The following is a 14566-nucleotide window of genomic DNA, read 5'->3' as shown; positions in this document are numbered from 1 at the left end:
GGTCAGTCGTCCTCCGGTGGCGGGGCGTCGTCCGGCGGCGGGGCGTCGGCGTCCGACGGCACCCACTCGCCGTCTGCGCCATCCCCGGCCGTGCTGCCGGCCGTACTGTCGATGGCGCCGCCCATCGGCGGCACCGGCTCTGGCAGGGCTTCTTCGCTGACGAACCGGGCTCCGAGCAGTTCGCGAATCACCGACTCGCCGTACCGCTCGACGCCGTTGATGCCGGGGGCCGGCTCTGGCGGACGGTGCAGCACGGGCGGCGAGCCGGGTGCCGAGGCGCGTTTCGTCGACGCGAACTCGGGCCCTTGCTGGCCCGATGTTGTGCCCGGCTGCATCACCGCCCATGGCTCGCTCGTCGCGGCCGGCGACGGGCTCGCCGCGCGCGCGTCGGCGGGGACGGGCTCGGCGGCGGAGGGATCGGCGGCCGCATCGTCGGCCTCTTCACGACGCCGTGCCTCGAGGTCGCGCAGTGCCACCACTTCAGGTGCCCGGTCGAGATCGAACGGCCGGGCTTGGTCTGCGCCGGAAGCACCGGGGGTGACGCCTGCGCCGGTCGTGGCCGCGTCGTGCTGCGTGCGGTCGCCGCCGGTGCGGTCGGCATCATCCGGCTCCCGCATGATGGGTGCGGGGGCCGGAGCGGACGGCGTCGCCGGCGAGGGCGTCTCCGCCACGACCGGGACGGGAGGCGCTGCAGCGGCCTCCGACGACGTGGCGGCCTCGGCCCACGCCGAGCCGGGACCGTCGTCGACCTCCCGGTTCGAGCCGGGAATCGCCGCGACCGTCCAGTTCAAGCCGACCGGACCGCCGCCTCGGCCGTTCGAGGATGCCGCGGCCGAGGGCGCAGAGGACGTGGGCGCAGAGGACCCGGGCGCCGCGTCCGAGGACCCTCGTGCTCGGTGCTCGTCGGCGTCGCCGCCCGAACCGCCCGCGCCCTTGCCATCCGAGGCGTCGGCGCCTTCCCTGCCTGCGGCCCTGCGGGGCTTGAACTTCACCGTCACCCCGAAGAGGTCACGGATCGCCGTGCGCACGAGGTCGCTCGGAGCCGGTCCACCGCCGTGCGGAGGCGTGCGGAATCGGTCGAGCTTCTGCTTGTCATCGACCTCGAACGACAACACGTCGTCGGAGAGGTCTCGGGGATGGATGAGCTGCGCCGCCGTCCAGGCGGGCGTGCCGCCGTCGCGCTTGACGCGGTCGAGCACGGTCGGCCAGGCGTCGCGCAGCTGCGCGAAGCTCAACGGGCCGGATGCCACGGGTTGCGTTCCAGCGTGGGTCCCGTCGCCGCCTGCTTCCGGCACCGTCGTTTCGGCGGGCGGCGGCTCGGCCGCGGCGGGCGTCGGCGGCTCGGCCGCGGGCAAGGGCTCCGCCGCGGCGGGCGACGATTGGGGCGCGGGTGAGGACGCGGGTGAGGGCGCGGGTGAGGGCTCGGGCTCGGCCGACGCGCTCGTCGGCCCCGGCGCGGAGGCCTCCCCCGGCCGGGGCGTCGAAGGCACGGACGTCGCCGTCGTCGCCATCTCTGACGCCGACGAACCGGCGCCCGACGCGACGTGGTCGTCTGCGCCGCCGGCGGCATCCGGCCGTCGCTCGATCGACGCGATGGCACCGGCCCCGGCATCGCCCGCGAACACGGCCTTCGACGCGACGAGGATGCGCGCCGTCATGAGTTCGAGGTGCAGGCGCGGCGACGTGGCGCCGGTCATCTCGGTCAAGGTCTCGTTGACGAGGTCGGCCATCGCCGTGAGTCCCGCCGGCGAGAACCGACCGGCCTGCTCACCGAGGCGGTCGAGCTCGGCCGGGCTCGCGCCGTGCAGTACGCGCTCGGCACCCTCGCCCGTCGCTTTCACGACGATGAGGTCGCGCACACGCTCGAGCAGGTCCTCGACGAATCTGCGGGGGTCCTGCCCCGACTGCACGACGCCGTCGACGGTGCGGTACGCGGCGGCAGCGTCGCCCGCCGCGAAGGCATCGATCGTGCCGTCGAGCAGCTCCGCCGCCGTGAAACCGAGGAGCGCGGCGGCGCGCTCGTAGTCGATGCGATCGCCCTCCGAGCCCGCGATGACCTGGTCGAGGAGCGAGAGCGTGTCACGGGCCGATCCGCCGCCGGCGCGAACGACGAGCGGGAGTACTCCGGGATCGGCGGCGACGCCCTCGGAGCCGGACAGCTGCTCGACGTACTCGAGCATGACCGCGGGCGGGATCAGCCGGAACGGGAAGTGGTGCGTGCGCGAGCGGATGGTGCCGATGACCTTCTCGGGCTCGGTCGTCGCGAAGACGAACCGAACGTGCTCCGGCGGCTCCTCGACCACTTTGAGCAGGGCGTTGAACCCGGCCGACGTGACCATATGCGCCTCATCGATGATGAAGACCTTGAAGCGGTCACGGCTCGGCGCGAGCACGGCCCGCTCGCGCAGATCGCGGGCGTCGTCGACCCCGCCGTGGCTCGCCGCGTCGATCTCGATGACGTCGAGCGAGCCGCTGCCCCCCGTCGCGAGCTCGATACAACTGTCGCACTCGCCGCAGGGGGCATCGGTCGGGCCCTGCTTGCAGTTGAGGCAGCGCGCGAGCACGCGCGCCGACGTGGTCTTCCCGCAGCCGCGCGGGCCCGAGAAGAGATAGGCGTGGTGGACACGACCGGTGCGCAGCGCCGTGCGCAGCGGCTCGGTCACCTGCGCTTGCCCGATCATGTCGGCGAACGTGTCCGGCCGATAACGGCGGTACAGGGCGGCGACCATGCCGACCATCGTAGGGTCTTGCCGCTCAGCGCGCGGGGCCGCTCGGCAGCTCGTCCTCGATCATGCGCGGGCGGGTCGCCAGCCAGCCGCAGACGAGCGAGACCGGCACGGTCAGCATCAGCAGCACGACGGGAAGCAGCCACCCGTGGCTCACCGACCGCGCAAGGCCGATGCCGAGCGGGCCGACCGACGCGACGAGGTAGCCGACGCCCTGCCCGAAACCCGAAAGGCCCGCCGCGCCGGCGCGAGTGCGCGAGCGCAGGTTCATCAGCGTGAGCGCGACGGGGAAGTTGTTGAGGCCCACGCCGATGAGCACGACCCACAGCACGGGCGCGGCAGCAGGCGCCAGCAGCAGCCCGAGCAGACCGATGAGGATGCTGGTGACGAGCGAGGCGACGAGCATGTACGGCCGGGCGAGCCGCGCCGTGACGGCGGGGCCGATGAGCGACCCGACCGTGCCGAGTACCGCGAAGATCGACAGCATCGTGGTCGCGAAGGTGAGCGTGAAGCCCGCGTCCGTGAGCAGCCCGGGCAGCTGCGCCTGCAGCGTGTACGTCATCAGCGCGTTCATCGAGAACAGGCCGGTGATGCCCCACGCGAGCCGTGACCGGAGTAGCAGCCCGAACCGGATGCGCGGCTCGGGCGTGAGCTGTTCGATCGGCCCGGTCGCGGGGTCGCGATCCCACCGGCGCACGACGACGACCTGCACGGCCCAGGCGGCGAGCGCGAGGACGGCGGGAATCGCCCAGACGCCGGTCGCGAGGCGCCACCCGGCGTCGCGCTCGATCATGACCGCGACGATGACGGGGGCGGCGATGGGCCCGATCTGCATCATGCTGAGGTAGAGGCCGTTCATCAGGCCGAGGCGGTGCGCGTAGTACTGCTTGATCACCGGCACGAGGACGGCGTTCGCGATGCCGATGCCCGCCATCGCGATGGCGAACGTGAGGCCGAGCTGCCACACGTCGTGCGCGAACGACCGCAGCACGATGCCGACGGTCATCGCCGCGGCGCTCGCAGCGAGCATCATCTCGCCGCCGGCGACTCGGAACAGAACCGGCCCCGCGAGTGCCATGACGCCGAACACGAGCGTGGGAATCGTGGCGAGCACACCCGCGGCGGCCGTCCCGTAGCCGAGGTCGTCGCCGATGACGTCGAGCACGGGCACGAAGCCGAGCACCGCGGTGCGGAGGTTGAATGCGATGAGCACGACCGCCGCGAACACGAGCCACGTCCCGCGGGGGCCGCCGGCGCCCGTCCCAGCCGCGCTTCTCGATCCGCCCGTTCCGGCCATCGGCTCGACCTCCCCACCGCTCCTTCCGGCCGGTTCCGGCCGACCGACGACTGTACTCCCGTGATCGCCCCTCGATCGATTCGGGTGGGGTGGCCCGGTCACGGCCTCAGGAGGCGCGGGAGGTCACACGTCATCCGCGGCGGTGGGTATCCGTGCCCGTCTCCGCTTGCCCGTTCGCCGAGATGCCCGCGGTCTCGAGCGACTGCTGCGCGATCTCGAGCTCCTCGTTGGTCGGCACCACGAGCACCGCGGTGCGGGATGCGTCGGTCGAGATGACGCGCGTGCCGCGCGCCGGCGAGGCGTTGCGCTCGGCGTCGAGCTCGATGCCGAGCCACTCGAGGTCCGCGACGACCAGCCGGCGGATCGGCGCGGCGTTCTCACCGACGCCCGCCGTGAACGCGATCGCGTCGGCCCCGCCGAGCCCCACGAGGTAGGCCCCGAGGTAGCGGCGGATACGGTGCACGTACACGTCGATCGCGAGCCTGGCATCCGCGTCGCCCCGGTCGGCCGCCCGCAGCACGTCGCGCAGATCGCTGGAGCCGGCGAGGCCGAGCAGGCCGGACCGCCGGTTGAGGAAGTCGTCGAGCTCGTCGAACGACATACCGGCGTGGTGGTGCAGGTGCACCAGCACGGCCGGGTCGATGTCGCCCGAGCGCGTGCCCATGACGAGGCCCTCAAGCGGCGTCATGCCCATGCTCGTATCGATCGATCGGCCGCCGCGCACGGCGCACGCCGAGGCGCCGTTGCCGATGTGCAGCACGATCGTGTCGATCTCGTCGATCGGGCGTCCGAGGAAGGCCGCGGTCTGGTTGGCAACATAGGCGTGACTCGTGCCATGGAAGCCGTAGCGCCGCACACGATGCCTCGCCGCGACCTCGCGGTCGATCGCGTAGGTCGCTGCGGCCTCCGGGATGCTCGCGTGGAAGGCCGTGTCGAACACCGCGACATGCGGCAGGTCGGGGAACGCGGTGCGAGCCGCGCGGATGCCCTCGAGGTTCGCCGGATTGTGCAGCGGCGCGAGCGGCTCGAGCTCCTCGATGTCGCGCTCGACGCGATCGGTCACGATCGCCGGCCCATCGAAGCGACGACCGCCGTGGACGACCCGGTGGCCGACGACCGAGGGGCGTCGCCCCTCAATGTCGGGGCCGTGCTCCGCGAACGCTGCCATCATCGCGGCGAATGCCGCGATGTGGTCGGCGATCGGCCCCCTGCTCTCGTACCTCGCGTCACCGACGCGATGCGCGATGTCGGCGGTTTCTTCCCCGATGCGCTCGATGAGGCCCTGCCCGAGCACTCCGCACGTCACCATGTCGAGCACCTGGTACTTGAGCGATGACGATCCCGAGTTGATGACGAGCGCGACGGTCATGCGGCGTCCACCGCTGCCGGGCCCACCGCGCCGGTGGGCGTCGGCGCTTCGTTCTGCGCCTGGATCGCCGTGATGGCGACCGTGTTGACGATGTCGCTCACGAGCGCGCCGCGCGACAGGTCGTTGATGGGCTTGTTCAGGCCCTGCAGGACGGGGCCGATCGCGACCGCGCCCGCCGAGCGCTGCACCGCCTTGTAGGTGTTGTTGCCCGTGTTGAGATCGGGGAAGACGAACACCGTGGCCTGCCCGGCGACGAGGCTGCCGGGCAGCTTTTTCTCCGCGACCGCCGCGTCGATGGCCGCGTCATACTGCAGCGGACCCTCGACGGCAAGATCGGGTCGCCGCTCGCGCACGATCCGTGTCGCTTCGCGAACCTTCTCGACGCCGGCGCCTGAGCCGGAGTGGCCGGTCGAGTACGACAGCATCGCCACGCGCGGCGTGATGCTGAACTGCGCGGCCGTCGCGGCCGACGAGATGGCGATGTCGGCGAGCTCCTCAGCGGTCGGATCGGGGTTCACAGCGCAGTCGCCGTATACGATCACGCGGTCGGCGAGCGACATGAGGAACACGCTCGACACGATCGACACGCCCGGTTTCGTCCGCACGATCTCGAAACCGGGGCGGATCGTGTGGGCCGTCGTGTGGGCCGCGCCCGAGACCATGCCGTCGGCGAGGCCGAGATGCACCATCATCGTGCCGAAGTAGCTGACGTCCTGCACCCGGTCGGCCGCGGCCTCGACCGTCATTCCCTTGTGGGCACGCAGGCGCGCGTACTCCTCGGCAAAGCGCGCGACGAGCGCGGGGTCGTCCGGGGACAGCACCCGGGCGTCCGAGATGTCGGCGCCCAGCTCTGCGGCCCGCGCCCGCACCTCACTCTCGTCGCCGAGGATCGTGAGCCGGGCGACTTCGCGCGCGAGCAACGTGCCCGCAGCGAGCAGGATGCGGTCGTCGGCCCCCTCCGGGAGCACGATGTGCTTGCGGTCGCGCCTCGCGCGATCGAGGAGCGTGTACTCGAACATGAGCGGTGTGACCACGCTCGAGGGCGCGACGTCGAGCAGCGCGCGGATCTCATCACCAGGCACGCTGCGCTCGAAGGATGCGAGCGCGACATCGATCTTGCGGCGGGAGGTCGCCGCGAGGAAGCCGCGCGTCTGCATGACGCGCTGCGCGGTCTCGAACGTCCCGGTGTCGCAGCGGATGATCGGCAGGTTCGAGTCGACGCCGTCGAGCAGCTGCTGGATGACCGGTGAGAACGCGAACGGCCCGTTGACGATGACGCCGGCGAGGGAGGGAAACGTGTCGGCGGAGTGGGCAAGGAGGACTGCCAACAGGGTCTCGGTGCGGTCGGCGGCGACGATGACGACGCCGCCCTCGATGAGGCGCTCGAGCACTCGTTCCATGCCCATGCCCGCAACGACGACGCCGAGCGATTCACGGTCCAGCAGGTTCTCATCGCCCGAGTGCAGCGTGCCGTCGACCGCCTCCACGAGGTCGCGCACCGTCGGCGCGCTCAGCAGCGCCTGCTCGGGCAGCACCCACACGGGCGCCCGGGCGTCGTCCCCGGCGGCGCGGTTCCGCACGACCGCCGTGACGGCCTCGGCGATGGCGTCTGCTGCCTCCTCATCGGCGCGATTGACGAACACGCCGAGCAGGCTGGCGTGCGACGCGACGAATTCGGGGAGCACGACCTCGAGCGCCGCAGCGACGTCCTCGGCCGGCCTCGCGCCAAGGGCGTCATCGCGGCCGGAGAGCACCATGAGCACTTTCGCCCCCATATTCGCGGCGATGCGCAGGTTATAGGCGAACTCGGTCGGATGCGCCACATCCGTGAAGTCGCTCCCGACCACGACGATCGTGTCGCAGCGGCGCTGAAGCTCGTGGAACTTCGACAGGATCACGCCCAGCGCCGCATCCGGGTCGGCGTGCACGTCGTCGTAGGTCACGCCGGAGGCGTCCTCGCCGGTCAGCCCGATGCTCCGGTCGGCGCGTTCGAGCAGCAACTCGAGCACGTGGTCGCCGCGGGCGTCCCGGTCGTCGGTCCGGATGACGGGCCTGAAGACGCCGACCCGTCCGGCCGTACCGCTGAGGGCGTCGAGGATGCCGAGGGCGACCGTCGACTTGCCGGAGTATCGCTGCGACGAGGTGAGATAGATGCTCGAAGTCACGCGGCGCATCCTACGTGCGGCCAATGTCGATGCGCCCGCGTCGGCGCTCTCGCGGCCGTGAGCGCGCGTGCGTCGCGCGGTGCGTTCGGGTATCGTTGGCCGTCGGCTCCCCGCGTGGCGCCATCCAGGCCAACTCCCCCAGGGCGGAAACGCAGCAAGGGTAACCAGGCTCTGGCGGGTGCGCGGGGGGTCCTTTTTCTTCCGCGCCCCGTGCCCGCGTGCCCGTCCATCATCGCGTGGCGTGCATCCGGTCGGCGTACCCTCTGCCGCATGGATGCCATCGACGTTCTCCGTGATCTCGCCAATCGTCCGCGGCGCGCCGCCGAGGCGCTTCGCGACCGCCTCGACCCGGAGGTGCTGAACGCGCACCCGGGCGGGCACGACAACTCGGTCGCGTGGCTGCTCTGGCACAGCGGGCGCGAGATCGACGCGCAGCTCGCGCCACTCAGCGGCGCCGATCCCGTCTGGTCGACGCAGGAGTTCGACCAGCGGTTCGACCTCGGCCCGCTCGGCGAGACCCACGGCTATGGGCATACGCCGGAGCAGGCCCACGCGATCGCGGTCGATGACGCCGCCCTGCTGCTCGACTACCTCGGCGCCTGCTTCGACGCCCTCGACGCCTATCTCGGCACGCTGGACGAAGCGGCCCTCGACGAGGTCATCGATCGCAACTGGCAGCCGCCCGTCACGCGGGGCGTGCGGCTCATCAGCCTCATCGACGACGCGGCCCAGCACATCGCGCAGGCCGCATACGTGCTCGGCATGCCGCGGCGAGACTGACCGGGTGGGCGAGCTGTCGGTCACGGGGCCGGGGCGACGCAATCGGCAGGATGCGTGCATCCAGGTCGGTGCGGTTGTCTAGCGGCATGAAGGTCGCCATCGTCGGTGGACACGGTCAGATCGCCCTCCGCCTCACGCAGTTGCTCCACGCCCACCAGCACGAGGTCGTCGGTCTCATCCGCAACCCGGACCACCAGGGTGACGTGCGCGCGCATGGCGGCGAGCCATGGGTGGTCGATCTCGAGCGGTCGCACACGGGCGAGGTGGCCATGGGCTTGTCCGGCGCCGACGCGATCGTGTTCGCCGCGGGCGCCGGCCCGGGCTCAGGTGCGGCCCGCAAGATCACGATGGACCGGGACGGCGCCGTGCTCACCGCCGACGCGGCCCGGCTCGCCGGCATCAAACGGCTCGTGATCGTGTCGTCCATCAACGCAGATCGCCACGACGGCGAAAGCGACGACGTCTTTCAGGTCTACCTGCGCGCGAAGGCGGAGGCCGACGACGAGATCCGCGCTCGCGCCGACCTCGAGTACACCATCGTGCGGCCCGGCAGCCTCACGAACGACGCGGGCACCGGGCACGTCACCGTCGGGCAGGGTCTCGACGCGTCGCCCGTCACGCGCGATGACGTGGCGCTGGTCCTTCGCGAGGCGCTCGAACAGCGCGCGGCGATCCGCATGCAGTTCGATCTCGTGAACGGCGACACCCCGGTCGGCGAGGCCGTCGCCTCGCTCTAGCTCCGGCTGCCGTATGATGGTCGCTGGCCTGCGCTTGCGCAGCCTTGGAGGATTCGCCTAGTGGCCTATGGCGCACGCTTGGAAAGCGTGTTGGGTGCAAGCCCTCAGGGGTTCGAATCCCCTATCCTCCGCCGCTTGCCCCCCAGGCGATCTGCCCACCCTCCATGGGCGCCCACACCAACGCGGCCTGCCTCGCGCTCCGCGCTCCGGGGCAACGCGATGCGTTGCCGGGGTTCGAATCCCCTCTCCTCCGCCGGCACTCCTGTCGGATGTCGGACGCTGCTGTCAGGCTGAAGGCATGATCGGCAGCGCACTCGAGACCACGGCCCGTTCCGCACTGCGCGCACTCGTCGGGCGCGACGACGCCGAGTTCCACGAGGGGCAGCTCGAAGCGATCGACTCGTTGGTCGAGGGCGGGCGCCGCGCCCTCGTCGTGCAGCGCACCGGCTGGGGCAAGTCGGCCGTCTACTTCGTCGCGACGAAGCTGCTTCGCGATCGCGGGGCCGGTCCGACCGTGCTCATTTCACCGCTGATCGCGCTCATGCGCGACCAGGTGCAGGCCGCCGAGCGCGCGGGAGTCCATGCGGTGGCGATCAACTCGACCAACCAGCACGAGTGGGGCGACGTGCGCGCCCGGCTCGACGCCGACGAGGTCGACGTGCTGCTCGTGTCGCCCGAGCGGCTCGTCAACCCCACGTTCCGCGAGGAGCAGCTGCCCGAGCTCGTGCGTCGCATCGGCATGCTCGTCGTCGACGAGGCCCACTGCATCAGCGACTGGGGGCACGACTTCCGCCCCGACTACCGGCGCCTCCGCGAACTCATCTCCCAGATTCCGGGCGCCGTGCCGGTGCTCGCGACCACGGCGACGGCGAACTCGCGCGTGGTCGCCGACATCGTCGAGCAACTCGGCGGCGACGAGGTGACGACCATCCGCGGGCCGCTCGCGCGGGCATCCCTGCGCCTCAGCGTCATCGACCTCCCCGACTCGACCGCCCAGCTGGCGTGGTTGCTCGACCACCTCGACGAGCTGCCCGGCTCCGGCATCATCTATACGCTCACCGTGGCGGGCGCGAACGACACCGCTCGTGCGCTCCGCGAGCGCGGGCACGAGGTGCGCCCCTACACCGGCCAGAGCGACGCCGACGAGCGTGCCGAGTCGGAGCGCATGCTCAAGGGCAATGAGGTGAAGGCCCTCGTCGCCACCAGCGCCCTCGGCATGGGCTTCGACAAGCCCGACCTCGGCTTCGTCGTGCACCTCGGCGCGCCCTCCTCGCCCGTCGCCTACTACCAGCAAGTGGGCCGCGCGGGGCGATCCACCGAATCCGCCGACGTCGTGCTCCTCCCTCGCCCGGAAGACGCTGAGATCTGGCACTACTTCGCGACCACCTCAATGCCAGACCGCGAACGCGCCGAGCGGGTCTTGACCGCTCTGGCCGACGCGTCGGCCCCCCTGTCGACCGCGACGCTCGAGAGCCTCGTCGACATCCGCCGCTCGCGCCTCGAGCTGCTGCTCAAAGTGCTCGACGTCGACGGCGCGGTTCGCCGCGAGCGCGGCGGTTGGTCTTCGACAGGCAATCCGTGGACGTACGATGCGGAGCGCTACGAGCGCATCGCCAAGACACGGCGCGCCGAACAGCACGACATGCTCGCCTACGCGACCACAACGACGTGTCGCATGGCCTACCTGCAGCGCTGCCTCGACGACGACGCCGCGACGCCCTGCGGCCGCTGCGACAACTGCGCGGGCGCCTGGCTCTCGGCAGACGTCGGCGAGACCGCCTCGGCGAGCGCCACGGCCGCCGTCGACCGCGTCGGCGTCGAGATCGAGCCGCGCCGACAGTGGCCATCGGGCCTCGACCGGCTCGGAGTGCCGCTGCGAGGCCGTATCCCCGCTGACGAGCAGGCGGCGCCCGGTCGCGCGCTCGCCCGGCTCACCGATCTCGGCTGGGGCGGCCCGCTGCGCGAACTGTTCGCAACCGATGCCCCCGATCAGCCGGTGCCGCCACGCCTGATCGACGGATGCGTGCGCGTGCTCGCCGAGTGGGGCTGGCACGAGCGCCCGATCGCCGTCGCCGCCGTTCCCTCACGGTCGCACCCCGCACTCGTCTCCTCCCTCGCCGGCGAGATCTCGCGCATCGGCCGGCTCCCGCTGCTCGGCGCCCTCGAGCTCGGCGAGTCGAATCGACAAGCCCGTCCAGGCGGCAACAGCGCGTTCCGCGTCGCCGACCTCCACGGTTCGTTCTCGGCCGGCGCGCTCTCCGTTCCGGCCGGGCCGGTGTTGTTGGTCGACGACATCGCCGACACCCGCTGGACCCTCACGCTCGCCGCCCGCGCGCTTCGCCGGGCGGGCGCCACCGCCGTCTTCCCGTTCACGCTCGCACTCCGGGCGTGACGAGTTTCCCGCGCGACTCACGGGGCTCGACAATCGCGCCGCGGAGGGGCAGAATCGACGTGTCTACGCCGTGGACATGCCTGTCGCCGCGATGCGGGTGACGTTCGCATTCCACGATCCACGAAGGAGCACCATGGCCGACCTCGCCATCGAAACGCACGGGCTCGTCAAGACGTTCGGCAAGAACCGGGCCGTCGACGGCGTCGACCTCGCCATCGCTCCCGGTGGAGTGCACGGCTTCCTCGGACCGAACGGCGCCGGCAAGACCACCGTGATCCGCATGCTCGCCACCCTGCTCCGGCCCGATGCCGGAACGGCGACCGTGCTGGGCCGCGACGTGGTCCGCGACGCCACGGAAGTGCGCCGGCGCGTCAGCCTGACGGGCCAGTTCGCATCGGTCGATGAAGACCTCACGGGCCGCGAGAACCTGCGGCTCATCGGCCGCCTCTTCGGCTACACGGGCGAAAGCGCGCGACAGCGCGCTGATGAGCTCCTCGAGGCATTCAGCCTCGCCGACGCGGGCAATCGACAGGTCAAGAAGTACTCGGGCGGCATGCGGCGCCGGCTCGACATCGCGGCGTCGATCACCGTCACCCCCGAGCTGCTGTTTCTCGACGAGCCCACCACGGGCCTTGATCCGCGCGCCCGAAACGAGGTGTGGGGCATCATCCGCGCCATGGTGGCGAGCGGCACAACCGTCTTGCTCACGACGCAGTATCTCGAGGAGGCCGACCAGCTCGCCGACAAGATCAGCGTTATCGACTCGGGCAGGATCGTCGCGGAAGGCACCTCGCCCCAGTTGAAGGCGTCCGTCGGCACCGGCTCGCTCGTCGTGCGTGTCATGGAGGCCGACGAGCGCCCACGCGCCCGCGAGGTGCTCGAACGGGCGCTCGGCATCGAACTCCGCGAAGAGACCGACCCGACCGGGCTCACCGGCTCGGTGTCCGGCACGGCGGCCGTGAGCACGGCGCTCGACGCGCTGAAGACGACCGGCATCGAGGTCGCTCAGCTCTCCCTCGGCCAGCCGACCCTCGACGAGGTGTTCCTCGCGATCACGGGGCACACGGCCGAGCCCTCGGCGAGCGATGAACACGAGAATACGACGGACGGGGCCTTGGCGTGACCGCAACATCCACCACGAACGACGTCGATCGCGGCGCGATCCTCGCGGCGCTCGCAAGCCGCGAGCGCCCGCCCCGACCGAACGCACTGTCGACCTCGCTGACATTCGGCTGGCGCGCGCTGCTGAAGATCCGTCACGTCCCCGAGCAGCTGTTCGATGTGACGATCTTCCCGATCATGTTCACCCTCATGTTCACGTTCCTCTTCGGCGGCGCGCTCGCCGGCAGCGTCGAGGGCTACGTGCAGTTCCTGCTGCCGGGCATCCTCGTGCAGACCGTCGTCATGATCACGATGTACACGGGCACGACGCTGCGCACCGACCTCGAGAAAGGTGTGTTCGACCGATTCCGGTCACTGCCGATCTGGCGGCCGTCGCCGCTCGTCGGCATGCTGCTCGGCGACGCGGCGAGGTTCTCGCTCGCCTCGCTCATCATCTGCCTGCTCGGCCTCATCATCGGCTGGCGACCAGAAGGCGGATTCACGGGCGTCGTGCTCGGCGTGCTGCTGACGCTCGTGTTCTCGTTCAGCATCGGCTGGGTGTGGACCTTCATCAGCCTCATCGTGCGCTCCGCCAACGCCGTCATGGGCGTGAGCATGATGGTGATCATGCCCCTCACGTTCGTGAGCAACATCTTCGTCGACCCGTCGACCATGCCGGGGTGGCTGCAGGCCTTCGTGAACGCCAACCCGATCTCGCACCTCGTCACCGCGGTGCGCGATCTCATGGGCGGCACGCCGGTGGGCATCGAGCTCGCCATGACGCTGATCTACTCGGTCGCGCTCGTGATCATCTTCGGCTCGCTCACCATGTGGCGCTATCGCGACGCCAAGTAAGCTCCGCGCTCAGAACAGCGTCGGCTGAGGTGCCGGGTGGAGCGCCGCGGGACCTGACCCGATGAGTTCGGCACCGCGGCGCACGCCGCCCGCGGCGGCGCGTGCCGACGCCGCCTGCGCCGACGCGAACCGGCGCTGCTCGGGCTGATCCTCGTCTTCGTGCGCGTCAAGCCCGTGGCGACGCAGAAGCGGTCGTACACGGCGCGCGAGCTCGCGGCGATATCCAGCCGGCGCATACGACGACGAACCGTAGAACCGCCGATACCCCGTCTGCAGTTCCGGGTGCTCCCGGGCGATCCACTCGAGGAACCACTCTTTCGCACCCGGACGCAGGTGGAGCGCACCGAAGACCACTCGCGCGGCGCCGGCCTCGGCGATACGAGCGAGCGCCGAATCGAGCTGGTCATCGCGATCGGTGAGCCAGGGCAGGATCGGCATGAGGAACACCGTGACTCTGAACCCCGCGTCGGTCGCCGCCCTGACGGTCGCGAGGCGCGCTGCCGTGCTCGGCGTTCCCGGCTCGACCGCACGCTGGAGCTCGTCGTCGAACACGGCGATCGACATCGCGATTTCGATCGGCACCTGCGTCGCCGCCTCGCCGAGCAACGGCAGGTCTCGCCGGAGGAGCGTGCCCTTCGTGAGAATCGACATCGGCGTGCCGCTGTCGGCCAGCGCCGAGATGATGCCCGGCATGAGCGCGTAACGCCCCTCGGCGCGCTGATACGGGTCGGTGTTCGTGCCGAGCGCCACGCTCGCGCGGCACCACGATCGCTTCGACACCTCGGCCCGCAGCACGTCGGCCACGTTGACCTTCACGACGACCTGCTGATCGAAGTCGCTCCCCGCATCGAAATCGAGGTAGCGGTGGGTGTTGCGAGCGAAGCAGTACACGCACGCGTGCGAGCACCCGCGGTACGGGTTCACTGTCCACCCGAACGGCATAGAGCTCGAGGCCGGCACCCGGTTGAGCGCCGACTTCGCGAGCACCTCATGGAACGTGACCCCGCTGAACTCGGGCGTCTGAACGCTGCGCACGAGCCCGCGCAGCGCGAAGAGACCGGGCGCTGCCGCGCCATTCGCAGCGGCACCCTCGTCACGCTTATCGATCACTTGTTCTGCCCAGCGCATGACCACATTGGAACAT

10 protein-coding genes, 1 tRNA gene and 1 other RNA gene are annotated in these 14566 nt (G+C 70.9%); 7 read left to right on the top strand and 5 right to left on the bottom strand.

The window, feature by feature from the left end:
• Positions 1–2: 2 nt before the first annotated feature.
• The 4 genes from F8O04_RS10375 to pta all read right to left on the bottom strand — a co-directional run bounded on the left by F8O04_RS10375 (position 3) and on the right by pta (position 7557).
• Positions 3–2729: a DNA polymerase III subunit gamma and tau gene (locus F8O04_RS10375; RefSeq protein ID WP_158029313.1), complete on the bottom strand. Its 2727-nt coding sequence runs from the start codon at positions 2727–2729 to the stop codon at positions 3–5.
• A gap of 25 nt (positions 2730–2754) precedes the next feature.
• A complete protein-coding gene (locus F8O04_RS10370; protein WP_158029312.1) occupies positions 2755–4023 on the bottom strand; it encodes an MFS transporter in 1269 nt (422 codons plus the stop codon).
• 130 nt (positions 4024–4153) lie between these two features.
• Positions 4154–5392, bottom strand: a complete 1239-nt coding sequence (locus F8O04_RS10365; RefSeq protein WP_158029311.1) for an acetate/propionate family kinase — start codon at positions 5390–5392, stop codon at positions 4154–4156.
• On the bottom strand, positions 5389–7557 hold the full coding sequence (gene pta / locus F8O04_RS10360) for a phosphate acetyltransferase (RefSeq protein WP_158029310.1): 2169 nt from the start codon (positions 7555–7557) through the stop codon (positions 5389–5391). Before pta ends, F8O04_RS10365 begins: the two co-directional genes overlap by 4 nt.
• A 101-nt stretch (positions 7558–7658) precedes the next feature.
• On the opposite strand from pta, the gene ffs reads away from it, so the two are divergent.
• The 7 genes from ffs (at position 7659) to F8O04_RS10325 (ending at position 13422) form a co-directional block, all read left to right on the top strand.
• Positions 7659–7755: signal recognition particle sRNA small type (gene ffs, locus F8O04_RS10355), an RNA gene on the top strand.
• A 72-nt stretch (positions 7756–7827) separates the two neighbouring features.
• A complete protein-coding gene (locus F8O04_RS10350) occupies positions 7828–8337 on the top strand; it encodes a mycothiol transferase (RefSeq protein WP_158029309.1) in 510 nt (169 codons plus the stop codon).
• Between the two features lie 86 nt (positions 8338–8423).
• A complete protein-coding gene (locus F8O04_RS10345; RefSeq protein ID WP_158029308.1) occupies positions 8424–9074 on the top strand; it encodes an NAD(P)H-binding protein in 651 nt (216 codons plus the stop codon).
• A gap of 46 nt (positions 9075–9120) precedes the next feature.
• A tRNA-Ser gene (locus tag F8O04_RS10340) sits at positions 9121–9205 on the top strand.
• 167 nt (positions 9206–9372) lie between these two features.
• Positions 9373–11466, top strand: a complete 2094-nt coding sequence (locus tag F8O04_RS10335) for a RecQ family ATP-dependent DNA helicase (RefSeq protein WP_158029307.1) — start codon at positions 9373–9375, stop codon at positions 11464–11466.
• A gap of 133 nt (positions 11467–11599) precedes the next feature.
• On the top strand, positions 11600–12589 hold the full coding sequence (locus tag F8O04_RS10330) for an ATP-binding cassette domain-containing protein (RefSeq protein ID WP_158029306.1): 990 nt from the start codon (positions 11600–11602) through the stop codon (positions 12587–12589).
• Positions 12586–13422: an ABC transporter permease gene (locus tag F8O04_RS10325; RefSeq protein WP_158029305.1), complete on the top strand. Its 837-nt coding sequence runs from the start codon at positions 12586–12588 to the stop codon at positions 13420–13422. The genes F8O04_RS10330 and F8O04_RS10325 overlap by 4 nt, the downstream gene beginning before the upstream one ends.
• A gap of 9 nt (positions 13423–13431) precedes the next feature.
• On the opposite strand, the gene F8O04_RS10320 is transcribed toward F8O04_RS10325, so the two are convergent.
• Positions 13432–14550, bottom strand: coding sequence for an Rv2578c family radical SAM protein (locus F8O04_RS10320; protein WP_158029304.1), 1119 nt, complete (start codon positions 14548–14550; stop codon positions 13432–13434).
• Positions 14551–14566 lie beyond the last annotated feature (16 nt).

It is taken from the genome of Pseudoclavibacter endophyticus (assembly GCF_008831085.1).
Taxonomy (GTDB): Bacteria; Actinomycetota; Actinomycetes; order Actinomycetales; family Microbacteriaceae; genus Pseudoclavibacter; species Pseudoclavibacter endophyticus.
Note: the sequence above shows the minus strand (reverse complement) of the source record. Positions and strands in the feature narration are given on the sequence as shown.

Excerpts from the sequence above, each read along its gene's own strand:
- F8O04_RS10350 (WP_158029309.1), top strand. The coding sequence starts at position 7,828 with ATGGATGCCATCGACGTTCTCCGTGATCTCGCCAATCGTCCGCGGCGC.
- F8O04_RS10375 (WP_158029313.1), bottom strand. The coding sequence starts at position 2,729 with ATGGTCGCCGCCCTGTACCGCCGTTATCGGCCGGACACGTTCGCCGAC.
- F8O04_RS10365 (WP_158029311.1), bottom strand. The coding sequence starts at position 5,392 with ATGACCGTCGCGCTCGTCATCAACTCGGGATCGTCATCGCTCAAGTAC.
- F8O04_RS10370 (WP_158029312.1), bottom strand. The coding sequence starts at position 4,023 with ATGGCCGGAACGGGCGGATCGAGAAGCGCGGCTGGGACGGGCGCCGGC.
- F8O04_RS10320 (WP_158029304.1), bottom strand. The coding sequence starts at position 14,550 with ATGCGCTGGGCAGAACAAGTGATCGATAAGCGTGACGAGGGTGCCGCT.
- F8O04_RS10330 (WP_158029306.1), top strand. The coding sequence starts at position 11,600 with ATGGCCGACCTCGCCATCGAAACGCACGGGCTCGTCAAGACGTTCGGC.
- F8O04_RS10345 (WP_158029308.1), top strand. The coding sequence starts at position 8,424 with ATGAAGGTCGCCATCGTCGGTGGACACGGTCAGATCGCCCTCCGCCTC.
- F8O04_RS10335 (WP_158029307.1), top strand. The coding sequence starts at position 9,373 with ATGATCGGCAGCGCACTCGAGACCACGGCCCGTTCCGCACTGCGCGCA.